This window comes from Streptomyces sp. NPDC056883 (genome assembly GCF_042788835.1).
GTDB lineage: Bacteria > Actinomycetota > Actinomycetes > Streptomycetales > Streptomycetaceae > Streptomyces > Streptomyces stoeckheimensis.
Window position 1 is genome coordinate 1 of record NZ_JBHUBS010000002.1, and the last position, 22,426, is coordinate 22,426.

Here is a 22,426-nt window from a genome sequence, read left to right on the forward strand (position 1 = left end):
GGGGGGGGGGGGGGGGGGGGGGGGAAAAGGGGAAGAAGAGAAGGGGGGAGGGCAGACACTTGCCTGGGTGGGGGGGCGGGGGTGGGTTCCCCCCGGTGGGTGCTCAGGCGGTGCTCAGGCGGTGCTCAGGGTGCCGGGGGCGTCAGCTCACCTGGAGGGTGACGTCGTCCACGACGAAGGAGGTCTGCAGGGAGGCGTCCTCCAGGCCCTGGAACTTCAGCGTGACCGTCTGGCCGGCGAACCGGGAGACGTCGTAGGTCTTGAGCTGGTAGCCCGAGGCCGCGTTCACGTTGGACAGGGTCGCCAGCGTCTGGCCGCCCACCGAGACCGTGAAGGTGTCGTAGACCGTGTTCTCGGTCTCGTCCGTGTCGATGTGCAGGTAGAAACCGAGCTGGTACGAGGAACAGCCGGTCGGGATGGTCACGGACTGCGAGGCGTTGTCCGTGCGGGTCGTGCCGTAGCCGTTGAGCCAGGCCTTGTAGGTGCCGCCGTGCGGGGTCTGGCCGGCCTGGTTGGTGATGACGTTCGAGGTGGTCGTCCACGGGGTGGTGCCGCTCTCGAACCCGCCGTTCGCGATCAGCTGGCGCGGGGTGCAGGAGGGGCCGGTGCCGGTGACGGTCAGGGTGTAGGTGGTGGTGTGGCTGACCGAGCCCGAGCCGGTGACGGTCAGGGTGTAGGTGCCGGGCGCGGTGCTCGCGCCGACCTGGACGGAGAGCGTCGAGGAGCTGCCCGACTGGACCGAGGCGGGGCTCAGCGAGGCGGTGGTGCCGGCGGGGGCGCCGGTCACCGACAGGGCGACGGTCTGGGCGGCTCCGCTGACGGTCGCGGTGTTGATGGTGGAGCTGGTGCTGCCGCCCTGGGCGGCGCTGCCGGTGGCCGGGGAGGCGCTGATGGAGAAGTCCGGGCCGGGGGTGGTGCCGCCGACGGCCTGGTTCCAGACGGTGTAGGCCACGCCGTCGGCGCTGCGGTCCAGGACGGTGGCGCTGATGTTGTTCGTGGTGTCGCAGGAGGAGTGGTAGCAGGGGTCGTACGCCGCGTTCGCGGTGCCGCCCCACTTCGTGACCTGCGCCGCGGTCTTGCGGGCGCTGGCGCCGGCGGCGTAGCCGGAGGTGGGGATGCCGCCCTGCTGGAAGGAGTAGTCGTCACTGCGGCCCTGGCCCTCGGTGTTCTCCTCGGGAGCGAGGTTCAGGGAGGTCCAGTAGGCCTTGAGCGGGGCGGCCGCCGTGGAGTTGACGTTGTTGATGAAGTAGCCGCCGTTGGTCGAGCCGACCATGTCGAAGTTGTAGTAGGCCTTGATGGCCGACTTCTGGGTGCTGGTGAGCTGGTTGACGTAGAACTTCGAGCCGTTGAGGCCCTGCTCCTCGTCGGTCCACCAGGCGAAGCGGACGTGCTTCGTCATCGTCGGGTTCTTCTGGGCGAGGACGAGCGCGTTCTCCAGCAGGGTCGCGGAGCCCGAGCCGTTGTCGTTGATGCCGGGGCCCGCCGAGACGCTGTCGAGGTGCGAGCCGAACATGATCGTCTGGTCGGCGGGGCCGCCGGGCCAGTCGGCGATCAGGTTGTTCGACGGGTAGGTGCAGGAGGAGCAGTTCTGCTCGGTCACCGTGTAGCCGGCGGCCTGCAGCTTGCCCTTGATGTACGCCACTGACTGGGTGTATCCGGCGCTGCCCGCACGGCGGTTGCCGCCGTTCTGGGAGGCGATCGTGTTGAGCTGTGTCAGGTGCGCCTGGACGGCGGCCACGTCGATGTTCGGCGCGCCGGGGTTGGGCGTGGTGCCGCCGACGGTGAGCGCGTAGTCGACGGTGTGCGCGAGGCTGGTGCCCTGGCCCTTGACCACGACGGTCGAGGATCCCGGAGCCGCGCTGGAGGAGGCCGTCAGCGTCAGCGTCGAGGACTGGCCGGACTGCACGGTGGCCGGGCTGAAGGAGGCGGTGACGCCGGCCGGGAGGCCCGACGCGGTGAGGGTCACCTGCTGGGCGGTGCCCGTGGAGATGGCGGTGGCGACCGTGGTGGTGACCGAGGCACCCTGCTGGACGGTGCCCGAGGCCGGGTTCAGCGCCAGCGAGAAGTCGCTCTCCTGGCCGCTCGGGGTACACGTAGGGTCACCGGACTGCGCGGGCACGCTGATGGCGTCCCAGGCGGCCTTGGTCTTGTTGAACAGGTTGCAGGTGGTGTCCAGCGACTTGGCGGAACTCAGCGTCGCCGTCCGGTACTTCTTGTAGGACATGCTGGAGGTCTTCAGCAGCATGCCGCCGTAGAAGATCTTGCCGGCGTTCTGTACGCCCACACCGGTCAGCGTGGACTGGTTGCAGGTGCTGCTGTTCGGCTTGCCGCCGCCCGGGCTGGTGCCCTCGGCGAGCAGGTAGAACCAGTGGTTCAGCGGGCCGGCCGCCGCGTGCACCTCGGTGCCCGGTATCGCGGAGCTGTAGCAGGCCGGGTCGTTGTTGACGGCCGCCGGGTTGTACATGTTGCGGATCGGCCCGCTGCCCACGAGGTTGATCGTCTCGCCGACGAGGTAGTCCGGAGTGTCGTACGGGGAGGGCTCGTTGGCGAAGGCCTCGGTCAGAGCGCCGAAGATGTCGCCGGTGGCCTCGCCGAGCCCGGACTCCTGGCCGCTGGTGCCGCCCGGGGTGTTGGAGTCGATGGCGTGCCCGTACTCGTGGGCCACCACGTCGATGCTGGCGATCCACTCGTTGGCGTTGTTGTGGCCGATGCTGACCGAGCTGCCGTCCCAGTACGCGTTCACGTCGTTCAGGCCGACCTTGGCCGGGAAGCTGCGGCCGTTCCCGCTGACGCCGTTGCGGCCGAGCCACTGGCTCAGCATGTCCCACTGCTTCTGCGCCGCGAACATCAGGTCCGTACAGCCGGTCTCCTTGGAGGTCGGGTTGCCCGTGCCCCAGGAGTCGGAGGACTTCGAGAAGACCGTGCCGGAGCTGTAGTCGGCGCAGCTCAGGCCGGTCCGGCTCGGGTCGCGCAGGGAGTACGTGCTGCCCGAGGCCGTGGTGTCGATGGTCAGCGGGTTCGGGCCGTTCCACTTGCTGTTGCCGCTGCCCGCGACCACCTCGTCGAAGCGGTCGAGCACCTTGCCGGTGCGGGCGTCCACGAACACGTGGAGCCTGCTGGGCGCCTTGGCGGTCCGCCCGACCAGAACGGTCTCCCAGGCCAGCACCGCCTTGTCGTCCTTGAGCTTGACGACGAGCCGGCGGCTCTCCACCTTGTCGGTCTTGACCTGCTCCGTGCGCGAGACCGTCTCGGCGGCCTGCGCCGAGACCGACGCGGTGGTGGCCACGTCGATCGCGGTCGCCGAGGCCGACTGGAGGGCGCGCACCCGGCCCTGGCCGTCGGCGAGGACGACCGCGTCGCCGCCGACGACCGGCAGGCCGCGGTAGCTGCGCTCGTACGCGACCGAGTAGAGGTCCTTCACCCAGGGGGTGACCAGGCGCCGGTCGTACTGCTGCTGCGGTGAGTTGACCAGGCTGTCGAGCCCGCTGCGCACGGCCGCGTCGGCCGCGGCGACGGCCCGTTCGGCAGCGGTGGGCGGCAGGGGATCCGCGTTCTGCGAGGCGGTGGCGGTGGTGGCCAGCGTGCCGGCGAGGCCCGTGGTCAGCACCATGGCCGCGAGGGCGGCCATCCATCTGGTGGGCTGCAAGAGTCCACTCCGATCGTGTGGGGGGTGGAACGGGGAGAGGAGAGGTGCCAAAGGCGATCTGGCTGTTCGCGGCCGAGTATGGGCGTGTCCATGACGAGATCGGGACATCTCTGCCGACATAAGACCGGCGTTATGGTGTCGGCGGATGACGCTGCGTAAGCTGCCGGGATGCAGCTGGAGTTGAGACATCTGCAAGCCGTCTGCCAGATAGCGGAGACCGGAAGCCTGGGGGGCGCGGCGCGGGTCCTCGGGGTCTCACAGCCGGCGCTCTCCGCCCAGCTGCGCCGGATCGAGCGGGTCACCGGCGGCGAGCTCTTCGTCCGCGGCCGGCTCGGGGTCGAACCGACCCCGCTCGGTCAGTTCGTCCTGGCCAAGGCGCGCCGCGTGCTCAGCGAGATGGACGCCCTCGGCGCGGAGACGCGGGCCCGGACGACCGATGCTCCGCTGCGCCTGGGCTGCATCCTGCTGGTGCTGATCGACGGCCTGATCGCCCGGCAGGACCTGGCCCTGCCGGGCCGGGAGATCACCGTGGACCTGGAGGACTCGGTGACCGCCCTGGTACGGATGCTCGGCGCGGGCCGCTACGACGTCATCGTGTACGGAGAGGTGAACGACCACGAGGTGCCGCTGCCCGCGGGAGTGACGGCCCGCACCCTGGTCCCCAAGGAACCCTTCTGCATCCGCATGTCGGCCCGGCATCCGCTGGCCCGGCTGGAGGCCCTCGATCTCGGGGACCTCGCCGACGAGCAGTGGATGACCCTGGTCGAGGACGACGACGGCGGACCCGAGGCACTGGTCGAGGCCTGCGCCAAAGCCGGCTTCGTCCCCGCGCTGCGGTACCGGATCACCGACCGCATGATGCAGTACGACCTGATCTCCGCGGGCCGGGCCGTCTCCCTCAGCCAGCCGACCGCACCCGCCGTGGCGGGCACGGTGATGCGCCCGCTGATCGGGGCCCCCATCACCGGGCGCATCCGGCTGGCCTGGAACCGCTCGACGGTCTCGGCCCGCCAAGCGGAACTCTTCTACCGATCGGCCGCCTACGCGTATCTGGCCAATGTGGACAACAATCCCTTCCACCGGGCCTGGTGGGACGAGCACCCGGAAGCCCACCCGGCCATGGATTGACGCCGTTCACAGAACCTGACGTCATTTCACACTCCGTACATGGAACGCGTATTCCCCCCGCTTTACGCTCTCCGCAGGGCAGTGGCCGCCACACCATTTCGCCTTCGGAGAGCTGGAGGAAATACCCATGAGTAAGAGAGCCCGCACGCAGGTCAGCCGGAGAGGGTTCCTCGCCGGCACCGCGGCGGCCGCGGCCGCCGCCACCGTGCCCGCGATCGGCCCGGCGGGCGCGGCCCCCGCGGCGGCATCCGCGACCCGCCCGAACATCCTCCTGATCGTCACCGACGACCAGCCCAAGCAGACCGACTGGGCCCTTCAGAAGACCATCGGCTGGCTCGCCGGCCAGGGTGTGAAGTTCAGCCACGGCCACGTCACCACCCCGCTGTGCGCGCCCTCCCGCTCCTCGGTCTTCTCCGGCCGCCACGCCCACAACCACGGGGTCCGCAACAACGCCGCTTCCGCCGCCCTGGACCAGAACACCACGGTCCAGCGCTATCTGAAGCAGGCCGGATATCGCACGGGCCTCTTCGGCAAATACCTCAATTCCTGGAACATTGCCGACGCGCCCCCGCATTTCGAGGATTTCGCGCTGCTCCAGCCCGGATACGTCGACGCGAAGTGGAACGTCAACGGGTCGGTCCAGACGATCAACGGCTACACCACGAACATCATCAAGAACCGCACGCTGAGCTTCCTGGACAAGGCGGCCACCGACACCCGCCCCTGGTTCGCCTACGTCACCCCGTACGCCTCGCACGGACCCCGTACGCCCGAGGCGAAGTACGCGGGCACCCCCGTGCCCGAGTGGAACGGACGCCCCTCCGTCACCGAGGCCGACCGCAGCGACAAGCCGCCCTACATCCAGGACGCCACCGGCACGCTGGAAGACGGCAAGCGCATCCGCGCGGAGCAGCTGCGGGTGCTCCTCTCGGTCGACGACGCCGTCCAGGCCTTCAAGGACAAGCTGGCGGCCACCGGCCAGCTCGACAACACCCTCGTCATCTACATCGGCGACAACGGCTTCGGCTGGGCCGACCACGGCTGGACCGCGAAGTCGGTGCCCTACAGTCCCGCCCACGAGGTGCCGTTCTACCTCTCCTGGCCCGCAGGCGGCCTCGGCGCCGGCACCGTGGACGACCGCATCGTCGCCAACATCGACATCGCGCCCACCATCCTCGACGCCGCCGGGATCACCCCGAACACCCCGCAGGACGGCCGGTCGCTGCTGAGCTCGTACAGCCGCGACCACCTGCTCGTCGAATGGTGGAAGCAGGGCACCGCCCCCGACCACCGCACCTGGTCCTCCTACGTGGCCAAGGACAAGCAGTACGTGGAGTACTACAAGCTGCACACCGACGCCAATGGCATCGTGTCCGGCACCGGAGAGGTCACCTTCCGGGAGTACTACGACCTGGCCGCCGACCCGCACCAGCTGGTCAACAAGCTGTACCAGGCCACCCCGGCGCAGGAACGGAACCTGGGCATCCCCGCCCTGGCCGCCCAGCTCGCCGCCGACCGGGTCGGCTAGCCCCCGGACCTCCGGCCGGGCGCACCACCCGGCGCCCGCCCGGACCGCATCCATCCGCACGTTCACCGGAGCCCTTCATGACCTCCTCCTGCTGCACCCCGGGGCACGACTCCCCGGCCGGCGCCGTCACCCTGCTCGGCGCGCCCGTGCTCGCTGAGCCCGCGCTCGCCGCGCCCCGGGCCGTACGCGGTCTGCTCGACCTGCCCGGGGGGCGCTTCCTCATGGGCACGGAGGACGCGGACGGGTTCCCGGCCGACGGAGAGGGCCCGGTCCGGGAGGTGGCGGTGGATCCCTTCAGGATCGCGCCGACGACGGTGACCAACGCCCAGTACGCCACCTTCGTCAAGGCCACCGGACACGTCACGGAGGCGGAGGAGTTCGGGTTCTCCTTCGTCTTCGCCGGACTGCTGGCGCAGGAACTCGCCGCCACCGCACCGCCCGTGGCCGGGGTCCCCTGGTGGCGGGCGGTGTCCGGCGCGAGCTGGAAGCACCCCGAGGGTCCCGGATCGTCCGTCACGACCCGGCAGAACCACCCCGTCGTCCACGTCTCGTGGAACGACGCCCGGGCGTACTGCTCCTGGTCCGGAACCAGGCTGCCCGGCGAGGCCGAATGGGAGTACGCGGCCCGCGGCGGCCTGGAGCAGCGCCGCTACCCCTGGGGCGACGAACTCGCCCCGGGCGGACGCACGCTGCTCAACATCTGGCGGGGCGACTTCCCCGGCACCCACACCGGCCCCCACCTCGGCACGGTCCCCGTGAAGTCGTACCGTCCCAACGGCCACGGGCTCTACAACGCCGTGGGCAACGTGTGGGAATGGTGCGAGGACCCCTTCGCGCCGGGCCACGACTCCCGCACGATGCGCGGCGGTTCCTTCCTCTGCCACGACTCGTACTGCAACCGCTACCGGGTCGCGGCCCGCAGCTCCAACACCCCCGACAGCTCCACGTCCAACATCGGTTTCCGGGTGGCTGCCTGAGGGCGGATCAGTTCTCCTCGATGACGAGTCCCACCACGTGGTCGGTGACCATGTCCAGGATCTCGGCGGCGGCCTTGTCGTCGCCGAGGACCAGGAAGTTCAGGGTCACCCCGTCCGTCATGGCCGCCAGATAGCGGGCCAGCACGGTCACCGGCACGCTGAGCTCGAACGGGTGGATCAGGCGCAGCTCCTCGAGCAGCACGGTGTACGCCTCGCAGTAGGACTCGTACTGCTTGCGCGCCAGGTGCCCGAACTCCGGCTGGCGCAGCGCGTACTGGGTGAGCTCGTAGGTGAGCAGGTGCGCCCCCGGGCTCGCCTGCACGTGGTCCCAGTACGCCTGGAAGCCGGCCCGGACGGTCTCCCGCAGCGTCGGCCTCGGCAGGATCGCGGCCTTCACGAGGGTGACGTAGTGCGCGGTGATGGTCTCGATGACCGACTCCAGCAGCGCCTGCTTGGAGTCGAAGCAGTAGTGGAAGACGCTCAGGGAGACGCCCGCCTCGGCGGCGATGGACCGGGTCGTGGTCCTGGACACCCCGTCGCGGGTCATCGCACGGATCGCCGCCTCCGTCAGCTGCCTGCGCCGGTCGGTCAACGGCATCCGTGCCATGTACGGGTTCCCCTTCGTTCCGGTGCGCCCCGAGCGGGGTGTCCAGGGGCACACCGGCCCCCGGACACCCCGCTCGACGCCGTCAGCTGCTGTATACGCCGACTTCGTACAGGGAGTAACCCCACTTCGTCCCGCGTCCCGCTCCGTGGACGCGTACGTAACGGGCCGGAACCCCGGCGAACCTCGCCGTGTCCACGCCGCCGTCACCTGCGGTCGTGGACCAGGCCGTCGTCCAGTCCGTCCCGTTCGCGGAGACCTCGATGCGGTACGAACGCCCGTACGCGGCCTCCCAGTCCAGGGTGACCCGCTTGACCAGGTGCTCGGAGCCGAGGTCGACCTGGAGCCACTGGTCGTCGTTCCACTCGCTCGCCCAGCGGCTGCTCCGGTTGCCGTCGAAGGCGAGGCCGGGCGCGAAGCTGACGAAGGGGTTCCACCACTCGGACGTGCTCGCCGAGGAGGGCCGGCCCGACGCGAGGTTCACGCCGGCCTTGTGCTGCTCGGAGTTGCCCCAGGTGCGCAGGTAGGACTCGGCGCCCTTGAACAGGTCGTCCACCACGCCCTGTCCGCCGACGATGCGGATGTCCTCGATCCAGTCGGGCACCAGGCCGTAGTGCGACGCGCCGTCGGTGTTCAGGTCCCACGTGCGCTGGCCGGTGGTCACCTTGTCGATGACGGAGCCGCCGTCGGTGCTGCGGAAGGGGTACGTGACCGGGTTCGGCGTGTTCGCCCCGCGCGGGCCGGGCCAGCCGCCGACGCCGTTCATGTCGGTGCCGTATCCGTAGCCGACGTTGTACTTCTCGCGCAGCGCGTCGGTCCGCTTGGCCTCGGCGCTGAAGCCCTCGGAGCCGCCCATGTACGCGCCGGCGAAACCGCCGAGCTTGTAGAGCCGCTCCATCCAGCCGAGGTCCATCCAGCTGTGCGAGGAGATCACGCCCGGGTAGTTCTCGGTCTCCATGATGTCGAAGGCCTGGCCGGCGGCCTTCACGCTCATGTGGTCGAGTTCGAGCATCATCTTGCGTTTCATCATGCCGCGCACCGCGTAGTCGCCGAGATCGGTGAGTCCGCGGGTGTTGCACTGGGCGTTCGAGGCGTACGAGGGCACGCTCACGCCCGCCGGCAGCTGCTTCTCGGCTGCGGCCGCCGGAGCCAGCCCGATGGGGTTGTCGTGCTGCGGGCCCGTGCACTGCTCGGTCTTCCAGAAGGTGCCGGTCGACAGGAACTGCCCGACGTTGATGGCCGTTCCCAGCGCGCCCTCGTCGAAGCGGACCCCGCACAGGGCGTTGTCGAACTTGTGGCACAGGAACATGCTGCGCACGCCGAGGCCGTACAGCTCGTCGAGCCCGCGGTCGATGTCCGCCTGGCTGCACTGGGCGATGTCCAGGATCTGCTTGCAGCCGAAGGGCTCGGAGGTCTCGACGCCGAGGACCACGGCCAGCTTGCCCTGCTTGATCACGTCGCGGGCCTGGGCGGAGTCGGTGACGATGCGGAACCAGCCCTTGCCGGGGCCGCCGTACATCTTGTCGACGTAGGCCTGCATGTCGTACGTCTTCTTCGCCTCCAGGCGGATGGCGGTCATCTCGTCGCAGCTGCGGTCCTTGAAGAAGTAGACCGAGCAGATCACCCCGTTGGTGACGAGGTCGTTGACGAGGACGCGCTGGCCACCGCGCCAGGCGCGCTCGATCCAGGCGTAGTAGTTCTGCTGGTGGGTCAGCGAGTCGTGGGCGGGCCAGTCCTTGAAGGTGGGCCAGCCGTCGGGGTCGTGCTTGCCGTCGCCGCCCTTGGTGATGAAGTCGAAGATCGCGAGGCTGCCGTCGGGGTAGTGCTCCGGACAGTCCTTGAGCGCGTCGGCGATGCCGGCGTCGGAGAACGGCTTTCCGCAGATCAGCCGGCCGCCGAAGCCCTCGTTGGACATGATGTGGTCGTGCGCGTCGACGAAGCCGCGGACGTTGCCCTGGGCGTCGGTGCCCTTGAAGGGCTCACCGGTCACGTTGATCTGGGAGTCGGGCGCGGGCCGCGCGGTGGGCTCCCACCAGTTGTTGTCGGCGGCGGCTCCCGGGGCGGGGCCGAGCACCATGGCGAGCAGGCCGAGGAACAGGGACAGGATCGCGAACGGCCTGCGCCGTCGGCGGCGGTGTGGTTCCGGTCGTTGCCTTTGTGGGTCTGGGGTCATGGCCACTACTCACGTCCTCGGTCGGCGGAGGGCGCGGTCGAGGACACGGTCCACCGGAGGCGTGGCCGCCCTGGCACCTGTTTGTCATGTCCCGCGCAAGCTATGGGGACGAGAATCGCTACTGCCGGGTACAGAGTCAAGAGTCCGGGTCACATGACCTGATGGCTCGTCACCCTACTGGTCCGGCGGGCCGCCGTCAGCGGGATGCGGAGGAACGCGCGTAGCGCCCGGGGGTGGTCCCGACGACGCGCTTGAAGTGCCGGGTGAAATGGGACTGGTCGTAGAAGCCCGCCGCGACCGCGACCTCGGCGGCCGGGCGGCCGTCGAGGAGCAGCCGGCGGGCCAGGGAGACCCGGCGCGAGACGAGGTACTGGTGCGGGGCGATGCCGAAGGCGCCGCTGAAAGCGCGCACCAGGTGGGCGGGGTGGGCCTGGAGGAGACCGGCCGCCTCCTCCAGGGACAGGCCGCCGGCCGCCCGCTCGTCGAGGAGCTCGCGCAGGCTCCGCGCGATGCCGGTGCCGGTTCCGGTGCCGCTGCCGGGGGTTGATGCGTCCCGTGCGCCCGGGAGTTCGAGGCGGGGCCGCAGCAGGGTGCGCAGCCGTTCGCCGATCAGGGCCAGCCGGCTTTCCGCCTCGAACTCGTCACCGGGGTCGGCCAGGACCCGGTGGAGCTGCCCGACCCGGCGGCGCAGCACGGGGTCGGCGAGGTCCGGGCCGTCCACGGCGGCGCCGATGAAGCGCTCGTCCAGCACGGTCGTGTCGAGGTAGACGACGCGCTTGCGGAACCCGCGCGGTGTCGCGGCGGAGCCGTTGTGCGGGACCTGGGGCGGGAGCAGGCTCACGGTGTCGCCCGGGGTGCCGCGGGAGTGACGGTCGAGCTCGTAGCGGACGGCGCCGTCGTCGACGATCAGCAGGGTCCACGCGTCGTGGACGTGCATGGGGTAGGCGTGCGCGGTGAAGCGGGCGTGAAAGACCTCGACGACACCCGCGACCTGCGGACGCCAAGCCGAGACCTCCTGCTGGGGCTGCACGCAAAGAACGTACAAGACCGTCCGCGGGGGCGCCCGGCAGTCTCAGGGCATGAGCGACGAGAAGAAGAACGAGAACGGCATGGACGCGGGCGCGGAGGCCGGTACGGAGGGGCCCGTGCGCTTCGACACCAAGATCGCGGTGCTGCTGCGCGACGACCTGGAGACCTGGCAGCGGCTGAACGTCACGGCGTTCCTCGTCAGCGGGCTCGGTACGGCGGTCCCCGAAGTGGTCGGCGAACCGTACGAGGACGGCGACGGGACCCCCTACCTGCCGATGTTCCGCCAGCCCGTACTGGTCTTCGAGGGCGGCAAGGAAACGGTGACGGCGGCGCACGAGCGGGCGGTGCGGCGCGGGCTGCGGACGGCGGTGTTCACCTCGGACCTGTTCGGCACGGGCCACGACCGGGCCAACCGGGCGGCCGTGGCGGCGGTGGGCAGGGATCACCTCGACCTCGTCGGGATCGCCGTCCACGGGGCGCGCAACTCCGTGGACAAGGTGCTCAAGGGGGCCCGCATGCACCGGTGAGCGCCGCGAGGCGAACCGGTGGCGGGATCCTGTTTCGGCCACCGGACGGCGGGGGCGGGGTCATTTCGGAGGGGGCTTGCAGGGGGTCTCGGCGCCCGGCGCGGGGCCCCGGACCGGGCCGTGCGGCGTCCTCCGCCCCCGGGCCCCGCGTCCCTTCGGGGTTTTCTTGTGAAGGTCGCCCGGTGCCCGATGGGGACGGGATCCCCGCCGCCCCAAGGGAAACCCGCTGCGCCACACGGAACACGCCTCCGCCGCGCGTTCACGTGTTCTCCGTTTCTGCTTCACCGATCCGTGTGCCCCAGAGCCCTACGCCCCGTGGATTGTCATGCCCGCGGCCATGGGTGGGTGGCCGTTTTCCGGCCACGCACGGCTTGTGGGGAAGGGGGGTGGTCCGGTGTCGCAGCCACGTTTTCTGTTCGTGTCCTGGGTGGATGTGGAAAGACGCCAGGCGCCTGCGCCGATGGCGAGGGGACCGCACGGAGTGCGGGGGGACGGCGGCCACGGCAGCCGTGGAAGCGGGTCCGACGGCGTGAGCTGGCGCCTGGTCGGCTCCAACAATCACGAACTCGGCCGCAGCCCTTCCGTGTTCCGCACCCTCGGCGCCTGCGGTACGGCCGTCGAACGGCTCCGGGAGCGGATCGGCGAGGCCGTCCCGATCGTGGCGATGTCCACCGCTGCGGCCGGCGCCCTGTCCGGTTCCGGTGTCGGCGCCTGGACCTGGCAGCTCGCCCTCGACGAGCAGTGCGTGGCCGTGGCCGTACGCACCTTTCGCCGCCAGCGCGAATGCCGCCACAGCCTCCAGCTGTTCCTGACCGCCGTCGCCGAGGCGCAGGTGGCCTCCGGCGTCACCCACACCCGGCGGCTGCGCGGTCTGCGACTGCCCGGTGCCGGGGACGCCCCGGGTCTGGCCCTGCGCGGGGGAGGCCTGCGGTGACCGCGACCACGGTGATCCCCCCGGCCGCCCCCGAGGACGAGCACGTCACCCCGCGGGCCCTCGCCCGGAGCGGCGATCCCGCCGACCGGATCTTCCGGGGCTCGGCCCGCGCCGCCGGCGCCGCCGTCCTGCTCGTCATGACCCTGGTCGGCGTCTTCCTCGCAGGCCGCGCCCTGACGGCTCTGGACGATGCCGGACGGTCCTTCCTCACCACCTCCGCCTGGGAGCCCGACTCCCACAACTTCGGTGTGGCGGCGGTCCTGATCGGCACCCTGCTCATCGGCGGTGTCGCGATCCTCTTCGCGCTGCCGCTGGCGATGGGCACCGCCCTCTACATCACCGAGTACGCCCCGCGCCGCATCAAGCAGACCCTGATCAGCCTCGTCGACCTGATGGCCGCGGTGCCCAGCGTGGTCTACGGCCTGTGGGGGCTGTTCCTCTTCCAGCCGCACGTGGTCGGCCTGTCCCGCTGGCTCACCACGTACCTGGGCTGGTTCCCGCCCTTCGCGGTCGACGGGGACGACCCGCGCGACCCGCTCAGCCCGAACACCTTCTACACCTCCTCCACCTTCATCGCGGGCATGGTCGTCGCGCTGATGGTGACGCCGATCGCCTGTTCGGTGATGCGCGAGGCCTTCGCCCAGGCGCCGCCCGGCGAGCGCGAGGGCGCGTTCGCGCTCGGCGCCACACCGTGGGGCGTCATCCGCTCCGTCGTCCTGCCCTTCGGCAGGGGCGGGATCATCGGCGGCACCATGCTCGGGCTCGGCCGCGCGCTGGGGGAGACGATCGCCGTCTACCTGATCATCTCCCCGGTCTTCGTGATCCAGCCGCACATCCTCCAGAACGGCGCCATCTCCGTGTCCGCCCTGATCGCCCTGCGCTACGGCTCGGCCAGCCCCCTCGGGATATCCGCCCTGATGGCGGCCGGCCTCACCCTCTTCCTGATGACCCTGGTGGTCAACTTCATCGCCTCCTCGGTCGTGGCCCGCAGCCGCTCCGGAGCGGGGGCCGACGCATGACCGCCCTCACGCACCGGCCGCACGGCCCGGGTCCTGCCGATGCTCCGGGTACCCCGGGAGCTCCGGGAGCTCCGGGTATCCCGGGCGCTCCCGCCGGGGCCACCGTCCGCCCGCCCGTGCTGCTCGACGGAGCCGGGGTCCCGCCCGAGCAGCGGCGCAACACCGCGACCCTGCACCTGCGCGACGTCCTCGCCATGGTGGGCGCGGCCGCCTCCGCGCTCGCCGTGACCGCCCTGCTGTTCGGCCGGCTCCTGCCCTTCAACGCGCCCCTCGGCTTCGCGGTCGTCCTCTACCTGGCCTTCATGGCGCTCTACGCCGTCCTCGTGTCCCTCGACGAATCCGCCGCCACCGTGCGGGCGCGCCTCGCCCAGGCCCTCGTGCACAGCATCGCCGCCCTGCTCATGACGGCCCTGGTGTTCGTCGTCGGCTACGTGCTCATGCGCGGCTGGGGCGCCCTGGCCCACCTCAACTTCTTCACCGAGGACATGTCCGCGACCGGTCCGCTGGAGCCGCTGAGCCAGGGCGGGGCGCTGCACGCCATCGTCGGCACCCTGGAGCAGATCGGCATCGCACTGGCGGTCTCCGTGCCGCTGGGGCTGGCCTGCGCGGTGTTCCTCAACGAAGTCCCGGGCCGCTACGCGCGGTTCGTCCGCACCATCGTCGAAGCCATGACGGCGCTGCCCTCCATCGTGGCCGGCCTGTTCGTCTACGCGACCTGGATCCTGCTGCTCCACTTCGACAAGTCCGGCTTCGCCGCCGCCCTCGCGCTGTCCGTGATGATGCTGCCGATCGTCATCAGGGCCTCCGACGTGGTGATCCGGCTGGTGCCGGGCTCGCTGAAGGAGGCCTCCTACGCCCTGGGCGCCGGCCAGTGGCGCACCGTGTGGACCGTGGTCCTGCCCACGTCCCGCTCCGGACTGACCACCGCCGTCATCCTGGGCACCGCCCGCGGCATCGGGGAGACCTCCCCGGTGCTGCTCACCTCCGGCATCGCCAACGGGCTCAACGCCAACCCCTTCGACGGGCCGCAACTCTCGCTGCCGCTCGCGGTGTTCAGCCTGGTCCAGTCCCCGGAGAAGTCCATGATCGCCCGGGGTTTCGGCTGCGCCGCCCTGCTGATGGCACTGGTGCTGCTGCTCTTCGTGCTCGCCCGCGTCATCGGCGGCAAGGCCCCGGGCCAGCTCGGCCGCGGCGCGCAGCACCGCCGGGTCCTGGCGTCCGCCCGTGACCTGGAGCGGATGCGGGCCCGGGCCGCCGAGCGGGACCTCGCCCTGGCCGAAGAGGAGGCCGGGGGGCCGGAGCCACAGGGGTGGCAGGCGCTCCCTCCGCCCCGGGCGTAGCCCGCCCCGCTCTTCGCGGCCCGCGCCGCGTCCATTCGTACGATCTGTGACCGATCAGGAGAGTTACCCATGCCCGGACGACCCCCGGCATACCCGGTGCGTGCCCCTTCGGGCGAGCGCGCACCCGCCCGGCGCGGACGGCTCCTCGTCCGCGGACTCGCGCTGCTCCTGGCGGCGCTGGCCGCCGTCCTGCCCGGCGCGGCGCCGGCCTCCGCCGAGAGCTACGTGCCGGTCTCCGGCGCCGGTTCCACCTGGAGCCAGAACGCCCTCGACCAGTGGCGGGCCAACGTCAAGCAGTACGGCATGACGGTCAACTACAGCGGTACGGGATCGTCCGACGGCCGCAACCAGTTCCGCAACGGCACCGTCGACTTCGCGGTCTCCGAGATCCCCTACGGGATCAAGGACTCGGGGGTCGTCGACCCGCCGCCCGCACGGAAGTTCGCGTACATGCCGATCGTCGCGGGCGGCACGGCCTTCATGTACAACCTGAAGATCGGCAACCGCCGGGTCACCAACCTCCGCCTCTCCGGCGAGGTCGTCGCCAAGATCTTCACCGGCGTGATCACCACGTGGAACGACCCGGCGATCAAGGCCGACAACCCGGGCCTCGCCGCCGCCCTCCCCGCCCGCAAGATCGTCCCCGTCGTCCGTTCCGACGGCTCGGGCACGACGGCCCAGCTGACCAAGTGGATGAGCACGCAGCACGGGGCGCTGTGGGACGCCTACTGCAGCAAGGCCGGCCGCTCCACCCCCTGCGGCCAGACCTCCAACTTCCCCACCGTCGCGGGCCGCGGCTTCGTCGGCCAGTCCGGCTCCAACGGCGTCTCCGGCTACGTGGCCCAAGAGGGCAACGTCGGCACCATCACGTACGTGGAGTACTCCTACGCGGTCTCCACGACGGGCTTCCCGGTCGTCAAGGTCCTCAACAAGTCGGGCTACTACACCGAGCCCACCGCCCAGAACGTCGCCGTGTCGCTCGGCAAGGCGCAGATCGACCCCGTCGACCTCACGCAGAAGCTGGAAGGGGTCTACGCGGGGGACGACCAGCGCACCTACCCGCTCTCCAGCTACAGCTACATGATCATCCCGACGGTGCAGGAGTCGAACTTCAACCCGCAGAAGGGCAAGGCGCTCGGCGCCTTCGCCTACTACTTCCTCTGCGAGGGACAGCGCTCCGTCGACCGGCTCGGCTACTCGCCGCTCCCCATCAACCTCGTCCAGGCGGGGCTGGAGCAGGTGCGCCGCATCCCCGGCGTGACCGTGGCGAACATCGACATCAAGAACTGCCGCAACCCCACCTTCTCGCCCGACGGCAGGAACACCCTGGCCGAAACCGCCCCGATGCCCGCCGCCTGCGACAAGCAGGGCCCCACCCAGTGCGAGACCGGCACCGGCGGCAACAAGACCCCGACCCAGAACGGTGCTTCGGGCGGCGGCGGAGCGGCCTCCGGCGGCGCGGCCGCCTCCGGCGGCGGTACGGGCGGCTCGGGCGGCGGCACGGGCGGCGCGGGCTCCGGCGGAGCCACGGGAGGTGCCGGGGGCGCGGCAGCCTCGGGCGGTACGGGCGGAGTCTCCGGCGGCAGCGGCGCCGCATCCGGCACCGGCGGTACGGGCGACGGCTCGGGCAGCGGCGGCGCGGACGGCGGGGGAGTGGACCCGGTGACGGGACAGCCTCTCGCGGCGGGCGCGGCCGACCTGTTCGGGATACCCGTCACCACCTCGACCGGCATCGGCGGAGCCCTGCAGACCGTCCTGATGGTGCTCGGCGCACTGATCCTGCTGGCCGTCACGGTCGCCCCGCCGCTGCTCACCCGGCGCCTGGCGCGGCGCGGTCGCACGGGGGGCGGGTCCTGATGCGCAGCCCGTTCCTTGCTCGGGTCCGTACCCCGCTCCGTGCTCAGGTCCGCACCCCGTTCCGCACGCGCCGGATCCGGCTGCTCTTCGGCTCGCTCTGCCTGGTGCTGCTTCCCGTGGTGGCCACCTCCGGGCCCGCCGGCCTGGGCCCGCAGGCCGCGTACGCGGCCGGCGGGGAGGGATCCGAGGTCACCGTGTCCGGGGCCGGCGAGTTCGCCGACCTCAAGGTGACGGTCGGCCAGACCCGCAACCTCGTCGGCCAGGTCGTCAAGATCTCCTGGACCGGCGGCAAGCCCACCGTCTCCGACACCGCCTACAGCGCCAACTACCTCCAGATCATGCAGTGCTGGGGCGACGAGGCCACCGGGCCCGCCGCAGACCAGTGCCAGTTCGGCGCTTCCTCCGCCCTCGGCGCCGCGGGCAACCAGGCCGGGGCCTACACCAACACCCGCCAGCTCAACTACGGCGCCAACCTCCAGGACGCGGAGCACGAGCCGCTGCCGCCCCCCACCCCGAGCGGGATCTCGTTCGCCCCCTTCCGCACGGTGGGCGGGGACCCGGTCAGTCCGGGCAACTGGAACGAGTTCTACGACGTCAACAGCACCAACGAGGTCCCCTACGCCCGCACCAACGCCCGCGGCGCCGGCGAGGTCTGGTTCGAGACCCAGACCGCCGTCGAGGCCCCCGGCCTCGGCTGCGGCTCCGCGATCCCCGGGACCCGGAGCCCCGCGACGGGACGCGGCTGCTGGCTGGTGATCGTGCCTCGCGGCGAGAAGGAGGTCGACGGCAGCCCGTACACCGCGCAGTCCAGCGGACAGCTCCAGTCCTCCCCGCTCAGCCCGGCCAACTGGAAGCAGCGCATCGTCGTCCCGCTCGGCTTCGAACCCCTGGGCAGCTACTGCCCGATCGGCGCCGAGGAACGCGGCATCATCGGCAGTGAGATGGCCGCCGAGGCGGTCACCCGCTGGCAGCCCGCCCTGTGCCAGACCGGCGGCAAGGCCATCTACGGCTACGCCCAGGTCCCCGACGAGACCGCCCGCGTCAAGCTGCTCTCCGGCACCCCCGGGCTGGTCTTCCTCGGTCGGCCGGCGCCGGCCGACCCCGTGCGCAAGCCCGTCTACGCACCCGTGGCCCTCTCCGGCATCACCATCGGCTTCTTCATCGAGAGCCAGGCCGGATTCCAGGCCCCCGACGAGGTCAGGGCACGCAACGGAACCCGGCTCGGCAGCCTGCGGCTGACCCCGAGACTGGTGGCGAAGCTGCTGACCGAGTCCTACCAGGACGGCAACTCGCGCTTCGCCGAAAGCACCGCGAAGAACCCGGTGAACCTGGGCCGCGACCCGGAGTTCATGCGGCACAACCCCACCTACGCGGGACTGGACTTCGGCGGCAAGCTCGGTGACGCCCTGGTCCCGCAGCCGCTCGCCGACACCACCCGGCAGCTGTGGGAGTGGGTGTCCCGGGACCCGGCCGCACGGGAGTTCCTCGACGGCACGCCCGACAACACGGGCGCGCACGGGGACGCCGCGTACGCCGGCATGGCCGTGAACCCGAACTACCGGGGCCTCGCCCTGCCGTTGGACACCTTCCCCAAGAGCGATCCGTACTGTCAGCCCTTCCCGGAAGAGCACCCCGAGTCCCCGCTCTGCATCCAGGACAAGCACCCCTACGCCACTGACATGCACGCCGCCGCGCGCGCCGCGAGCCGCGGGGACACCCTGGCCCGTACCTCCTGGGACGCCACGGCCACCCCGCCCACGTACAAGAAGGACCCGCCGCAGCTCGCTGGCTCGCGCGCCGTGCTCGCCGTCACCGACACCGCGACGGCCGACCGGTACGGCCTGGTGCGCGCCGAACTCCTCAACGCGGGCGGTGCGTTCGTCGCCCCCGAGCCGGGCGCGCTGATCGCCGCCGCGAACGCCCGCAAGGCCGGGGCCGACGGGGTCAGCTCTCCCGACCCGGCGGCAGCGGACCCGGCGGCCTACCCGCTCACCGTCCTCACCTACGCCGCCACCGTGCCCGCCGACCTCACGGAGGCGGAGGGCAAGGACTACGGCGCCATGCTGGCCTACGCGGCCGCCCAGGGGCAGACCCCCGGCGTGTCCGCGGGCAGCCTGCCGCACGGCTACGCCCCGCTGCCGGAGGCCCTGCGGGCCCAGACCCGGGCGGCGGCGCAGCGGGTGAGCACCGAGGCGGGCAAGAAGCCGACGCCCGCTCCGGAGCCCTCGGCCCCGACGGCCCCGGCTCCGGGCGCCGTCGGCGGTACGCCGTCCGGCACGGGCGGCGCGGCGGCTTCCGGCGGCTCCGGCCCGGCCGGTACGGGAACCTCGGCCTCCGGGGCCTCGACGGCCGGCGGCGGCTCCGCGGCGGGCGGGGCGGCCGCGCCCGGCCCCGCCGCGGCCTCGCCGAGCACCCCGGCGGGCGCCGCGGGTGCCACGGGCACCACCGGTACCACGGGCGCCCCGGCGGCGCAGGCGACGGGAACCACCCCGGACTGGGTCGTCGGAGCCATCCGCAACGTCCTGCTGATCTGCCTCGTGGTCGGGGCGCTCGCGGCCTTCGCGGGACCGGTGCTCCCGCGCTACCTGCCCGGGGCCCTGCTCTGGCTGCGGTCCCTGCGCGGCGCGGCCGGGGGAGCGCCCGTGGCGTCCGGCGGGCCCGCGGACCTGCCGGCGGACTGGGCGACCCACAAGAAGACCGGCCCGAGGGACTGGAGCCCACCGGACCAGGACTGAGGCCCGCCGGGACCAGGACTGAGCCCCGCCGGACCGGAACCGAAGCCCACGCCACGGCTCCGCACGACGAAAGGAGGTGGTGCCCGGCGACGACCGTCTGACCAATCCGCGCCAACGGAACTTCATCCCACGCGCGCCGGGCACCACCCCGGGCGCAGCCTAGCTGAGGGGTCATCCCAAGTGAACAAGAAGAAAATCGCCTTCGGCGTCTCGGCCTTCGCTCTCGCGGCCACCATCGCCGGAGCCGGCCTCGCCGCCGCCGACCCGGCGGGCCCGCCGCCGTACCGCCAGCTCTCCGGCGTCGGCTCCGACACCACTCAGGACGTCATGAACGGCCTGGCCGCGGCCATCACCGTCAACGGCCAGAAGGTCATCGGCTCCTACGACTCCACCGGCTCCGCCAACATCACCACCAAGGACCCGGCGGTCAACGCGAACTGCACCATCGCCCGCCCCAACGGCTCGGGCGCCGGCCGCTCCGCGCTGCTCACCTCCCTCCAGGCGAACAACGGCTGCCTGGACTTCGCCCGTTCCTCCTCGCTGAACCTGGCGGCGGCGGCCCCGGGCCTGACGTACGTGCCCTTCGCGGTCGACGGCGTCACCTACGCCATCACCCCCGGGTCGGCGATCCCGCGCAAGCTGTCGCTGACCGACCTGAAGGCGATCTACCACTGCGACCCGAACTACGTCGGCTCGGGCCCCAACTTCGCCATGACGGTCTACCTGCCGCAGGCCGGCTCGGGCACCCGCAGCTTCTGGGAGTCCCAGATGGGGATCACGGACGCCGATGTGGTCGCGGGCATCTACCCCTGCATCAAGGACAAGAAGGGCACCACCCCGGTGCAGGAGCACGACGGCCGCCTCCTCGACGACAAGTCGATCGTGCCGTTCTCCATCGCCCAGTACCAGTCGCAGTCCTCGCAGACCATCGCGGACCTGCGCGGCCGCGCCATCCTCGGCACGGTCGACGGCACGGCGCCCACCGTCCTCAACAGCGGGTTCGGCGTGAAGCGCGACGTCTACAACGTGATCCCGACCAACAAGGTCGCCGTGGCCCCGTGGAGCACGGTCTTCGTCGGCGCCACCTCCGAGATCTGCAAGCAGACCTCGGTGATCAACACCTACGGCTTCGCCACCAGCCCGAACTGTGGCGACACCACCAAGCAGACCCCCTGACCCTGATCGCCGCCCGAGCTTCACATTCTGGAGACGTTGTGCTGAAGAACAGAGTTTTGCGGACCATGGCCCTGGGGGTCGCCGCCGTGACCACCGCCTTCGCGGCGGGTCTGGCCGGGGCGAGCGCCGCGTACGCCGCCCCGATCGGCACCATCGAGATCAACCCGGCGACCGGCGCGGACACGTCCGGCATCGCCTTCACGACCTCGGCCGCCTGCCCGGCCAACGCCACCAACGTGCTGGTCACGGTGGCGGGTTCCGGCTTCCCGGCCGAGGGCCTGAACGTGGTCGGCAACTCGCCCATCGCGACCTACCCGACCGCCGCCAACGGCGGCATGGTCATCCCGCTGACCTCCACCATGCGGGACTACGCCAGCCAGGCGGGCTTCACCACCCTGCAGGGCAAGTACGACTTCACCGTGATCTGCCGGACGGCCTTCAACGGCACCAGCCTCGGCGACTACACCGGCGCGATCTGGTTCACCTCGAACACGACCTACCAGAACACCGACCCGGCGGTGAAGACCGACACCGTCACCTCGCTCGCGGTCACCCCGGCCGGTCCCGCGCAGGCGGGCACCCCGGTCACCCTCACCGCGGGCGTCACCCCGGCCGGCGCCGGCGGCACCGTCCAGTTCAAGGACGGCGCGGCCGACCTGGGCACCCCGGTCACCGTGAACAACGGCACCGCGGCGCTCACCACGTCCAACCTGACCGCCGGTACGCACAGCCTGACGGCCGTCTTCACGCCGGCGAGCGCCTCGTACAACGGCTCGGCCTCCTCCGCCGTCTCCTACGTGGTCACGGCCGTTCCGGCCGCGTCGACCACGACCGCCCTGGCCGTCTCCCCGGCCGGCACCGCGCCGCAGTTCAGCCCGGTGACCCTGACCGGTACGGTCACCCCCGCGGGCGCGGCGGGATCGGTGAAGTTCACCGACAACGTCGGCGGCTCCACCGTCACCCTGGGCACCGTCCCGGTGGCGGCCGGCACCGCGGTGCTGAACACCAGCAGCCTCCCGGTGGGCAACCACTCCTTCACCGCCGTGTTCGTCCCCGCCGACGCGGGTGCCTTCACCGGCTCCGACTCGGGTGCGATCCCTTACGTGGTGGGCGCCTTCGCCGGTGTCTCCGCCTCCGAGACCATCACCACCACCGTCAACTCGGGCGCGCTGGCCATCAGCGTGGCCAACCCGCAGGTCACCCTGCCCTCGCCGGTGCTCAACTCCGACGGGGACCTGCTGACCACGGCCGGTTCCATCAACCCGGTCACCCTCACCGACACCCGCGCCGGCAACCCGGGCTGGACCGTCAGCGGCCAGGTCACCGACTTCTCCGACGGTGCCACCCACGCCATCAACGGCCAGAACCTGGGCTGGAGCCCGAAGCTCGTCGACAAGGCGCCCGCGCAGACGGTGACGCCCGGTTCCGCCGTCGCCGCCGCGCACGGTGCGGCCACCGGCGACTCGGGCACGGCGGGCCTCAAGTCCGCCCGCACGCTCGCCAACGGCAGCGGACTCGGCACCGCGCACGTCACCGCCGACCTGGCGCTGAACGTCCCGACCTCCACGGTCGCCGGCACGTACTCCGCGACCCTCACGCTCACCGCCATCTGATCCAGGCATGAGCTCCGGGTCGGGGGGGGGGGGGGGGGGCCCCCGCGCCCCCCTCCCCCCCCCCCCCCCCCCCCCCCCCCCCCCCCCCCCCCCCACCCCCCCCACCCCCCCCCCCCCCCCCCCCCCCCCCCCCCCCCTAC

Annotated in this window: 15 protein-coding genes; 11 read left to right on the top strand and 4 right to left on the bottom strand. The window is 71.6% G+C overall.

The window, feature by feature from the left end; all coding sequences use genetic code 11:
* Positions 1–142: 142 nt before the first annotated feature.
* The gene (locus ACFRU2_RS05400) at positions 143–3,628 is read right to left on the bottom strand and encodes a M28 family peptidase (RefSeq protein ID WP_382969551.1); all 3,486 of its coding nucleotides are present in this window, start codon (positions 3,626–3,628) and stop codon (positions 143–145) included.
* A 186-nt stretch (positions 3,629–3,814) separates the two neighbouring features.
* On the opposite strand from ACFRU2_RS05400, the gene ACFRU2_RS05405 reads away from it, so the two are divergent.
* The 3 genes from ACFRU2_RS05405 to ACFRU2_RS05415 all read left to right on the top strand — a co-directional run bounded on the left by ACFRU2_RS05405 (position 3,815) and on the right by ACFRU2_RS05415 (position 7,279).
* Positions 3,815–4,774 (top strand): LysR family transcriptional regulator, encoded by a 960-nt coding sequence (locus ACFRU2_RS05405; RefSeq protein WP_382967868.1) that lies wholly within the window; start codon positions 3,815–3,817, stop codon positions 4,772–4,774.
* 127 nt (positions 4,775–4,901) lie between these two features.
* Positions 4,902–6,302 carry a sulfatase gene (locus ACFRU2_RS05410; RefSeq protein ID WP_382967871.1) on the top strand — a complete coding sequence of 467 codons (1,401 nt, stop codon included), beginning with the start codon at positions 4,902–4,904 and terminating at the stop codon, positions 6,300–6,302.
* Between the two features lie 77 nt (positions 6,303–6,379).
* Positions 6,380–7,279 (top strand): formylglycine-generating enzyme family protein, encoded by a 900-nt coding sequence (locus tag ACFRU2_RS05415; RefSeq protein ID WP_382967872.1) that lies wholly within the window; start codon positions 6,380–6,382, stop codon positions 7,277–7,279.
* Positions 7,280–7,286: 7 nt separating this feature from the next.
* Here the strand turns inward: ACFRU2_RS05415 and ACFRU2_RS05420 are convergent, their stop codons facing one another.
* The 3 genes from ACFRU2_RS05420 to ACFRU2_RS05430 form a co-directional block, all read right to left on the bottom strand.
* Positions 7,287–7,886: a TetR/AcrR family transcriptional regulator gene (locus ACFRU2_RS05420; protein ID WP_382967874.1), complete on the bottom strand. Its 600-nt coding sequence runs from the start codon at positions 7,884–7,886 to the stop codon at positions 7,287–7,289.
* An 82-nt stretch (positions 7,887–7,968) separates the two neighbouring features.
* Positions 7,969–9,960 carry a discoidin domain-containing protein gene (locus tag ACFRU2_RS05425; protein WP_382969554.1) on the bottom strand — a complete coding sequence of 664 codons (1,992 nt, stop codon included), beginning with the start codon at positions 9,958–9,960 and terminating at the stop codon, positions 7,969–7,971.
* A 292-nt stretch (positions 9,961–10,252) separates the two neighbouring features.
* Positions 10,253–11,086, bottom strand: a complete 834-nt coding sequence (locus ACFRU2_RS05430; RefSeq protein ID WP_382967877.1) for an AraC family transcriptional regulator — start codon at positions 11,084–11,086, stop codon at positions 10,253–10,255.
* Between the two features lie 49 nt (positions 11,087–11,135).
* On the opposite strand from ACFRU2_RS05430, the gene ACFRU2_RS05435 reads away from it, so the two are divergent.
* From ACFRU2_RS05435 to ACFRU2_RS05470, 8 genes are all read left to right on the top strand, one after another.
* A complete protein-coding gene (locus ACFRU2_RS05435; protein WP_382967879.1) occupies positions 11,136–11,612 on the top strand; it encodes a DUF2000 family protein in 477 nt (158 codons plus the stop codon).
* A 529-nt stretch (positions 11,613–12,141) separates the two neighbouring features.
* Positions 12,142–12,546: a hypothetical protein gene (locus tag ACFRU2_RS05440; RefSeq protein WP_382967881.1), complete on the top strand. Its 405-nt coding sequence runs from the start codon at positions 12,142–12,144 to the stop codon at positions 12,544–12,546.
* Positions 12,543–13,565, top strand: coding sequence for a phosphate ABC transporter permease subunit PstC (gene pstC, locus ACFRU2_RS05445; protein ID WP_382967883.1), 1,023 nt, complete (start codon positions 12,543–12,545; stop codon positions 13,563–13,565). Before ACFRU2_RS05440 ends, pstC begins: the two co-directional genes overlap by 4 nt.
* Positions 13,566–13,681: 116 nt before the next feature.
* Positions 13,682–14,905 carry a phosphate ABC transporter permease PstA gene (gene pstA / locus ACFRU2_RS05450; RefSeq protein WP_382967885.1) on the top strand — a complete coding sequence of 408 codons (1,224 nt, stop codon included), beginning with the start codon at positions 13,682–13,684 and terminating at the stop codon, positions 14,903–14,905.
* Positions 14,906–14,974: 69 nt separating this feature from the next.
* A complete protein-coding gene (gene pstS, locus ACFRU2_RS05455; protein WP_382967888.1) occupies positions 14,975–16,762 on the top strand; it encodes a phosphate ABC transporter substrate-binding protein PstS in 1,788 nt (595 codons plus the stop codon).
* A complete protein-coding gene (locus ACFRU2_RS05460) occupies positions 16,762–19,497 on the top strand; it encodes a hypothetical protein (RefSeq protein ID WP_382967890.1) in 2,736 nt (911 codons plus the stop codon). The genes pstS and ACFRU2_RS05460 overlap by 1 nt, the downstream gene beginning before the upstream one ends.
* A gap of 180 nt (positions 19,498–19,677) precedes the next feature.
* Positions 19,678–20,673 (top strand): hypothetical protein, encoded by a 996-nt coding sequence (locus tag ACFRU2_RS05465; RefSeq protein WP_382967895.1) that lies wholly within the window; start codon positions 19,678–19,680, stop codon positions 20,671–20,673.
* Between the two features lie 38 nt (positions 20,674–20,711).
* Positions 20,712–22,286: an Ig-like domain repeat protein gene (locus tag ACFRU2_RS05470; protein WP_382967898.1), complete on the top strand. Its 1,575-nt coding sequence runs from the start codon at positions 20,712–20,714 to the stop codon at positions 22,284–22,286.
* Positions 22,287–22,426: the final 140 nt, after the last annotated feature.

What these genes read in the sequence shown, in the direction of transcription:
- ACFRU2_RS05460 (WP_382967890.1), top strand. Translation starts at nt 16,762, where the DNA reads ATGCGCAGCCCGTTCCTTGCTCGGGTCCGTACCCCGCTCCGTGCTCAG.
- pstS (WP_382967888.1), top strand. Translation starts at nt 14,975, where the DNA reads ATGCCCGGACGACCCCCGGCATACCCGGTGCGTGCCCCTTCGGGCGAG.
- ACFRU2_RS05405 (WP_382967868.1), top strand. Translation starts at nt 3,815, where the DNA reads ATGCAGCTGGAGTTGAGACATCTGCAAGCCGTCTGCCAGATAGCGGAG.
- ACFRU2_RS05420 (WP_382967874.1), bottom strand. Translation starts at nt 7,886, where the DNA reads ATGGCACGGATGCCGTTGACCGACCGGCGCAGGCAGCTGACGGAGGCG.
- ACFRU2_RS05400 (WP_382969551.1), bottom strand. Translation starts at nt 3,628, where the DNA reads ATGGCCGCCCTCGCGGCCATGGTGCTGACCACGGGCCTCGCCGGCACG.
- ACFRU2_RS05435 (WP_382967879.1), top strand. Translation starts at nt 11,136, where the DNA reads ATGAGCGACGAGAAGAAGAACGAGAACGGCATGGACGCGGGCGCGGAG.
- ACFRU2_RS05425 (WP_382969554.1), bottom strand. Translation starts at nt 9,960, where the DNA reads ATGGTGCTCGGCCCCGCCCCGGGAGCCGCCGCCGACAACAACTGGTGG.
- ACFRU2_RS05410 (WP_382967871.1), top strand. Translation starts at nt 4,902, where the DNA reads ATGAGTAAGAGAGCCCGCACGCAGGTCAGCCGGAGAGGGTTCCTCGCC.
- ACFRU2_RS05415 (WP_382967872.1), top strand. Translation starts at nt 6,380, where the DNA reads ATGACCTCCTCCTGCTGCACCCCGGGGCACGACTCCCCGGCCGGCGCC.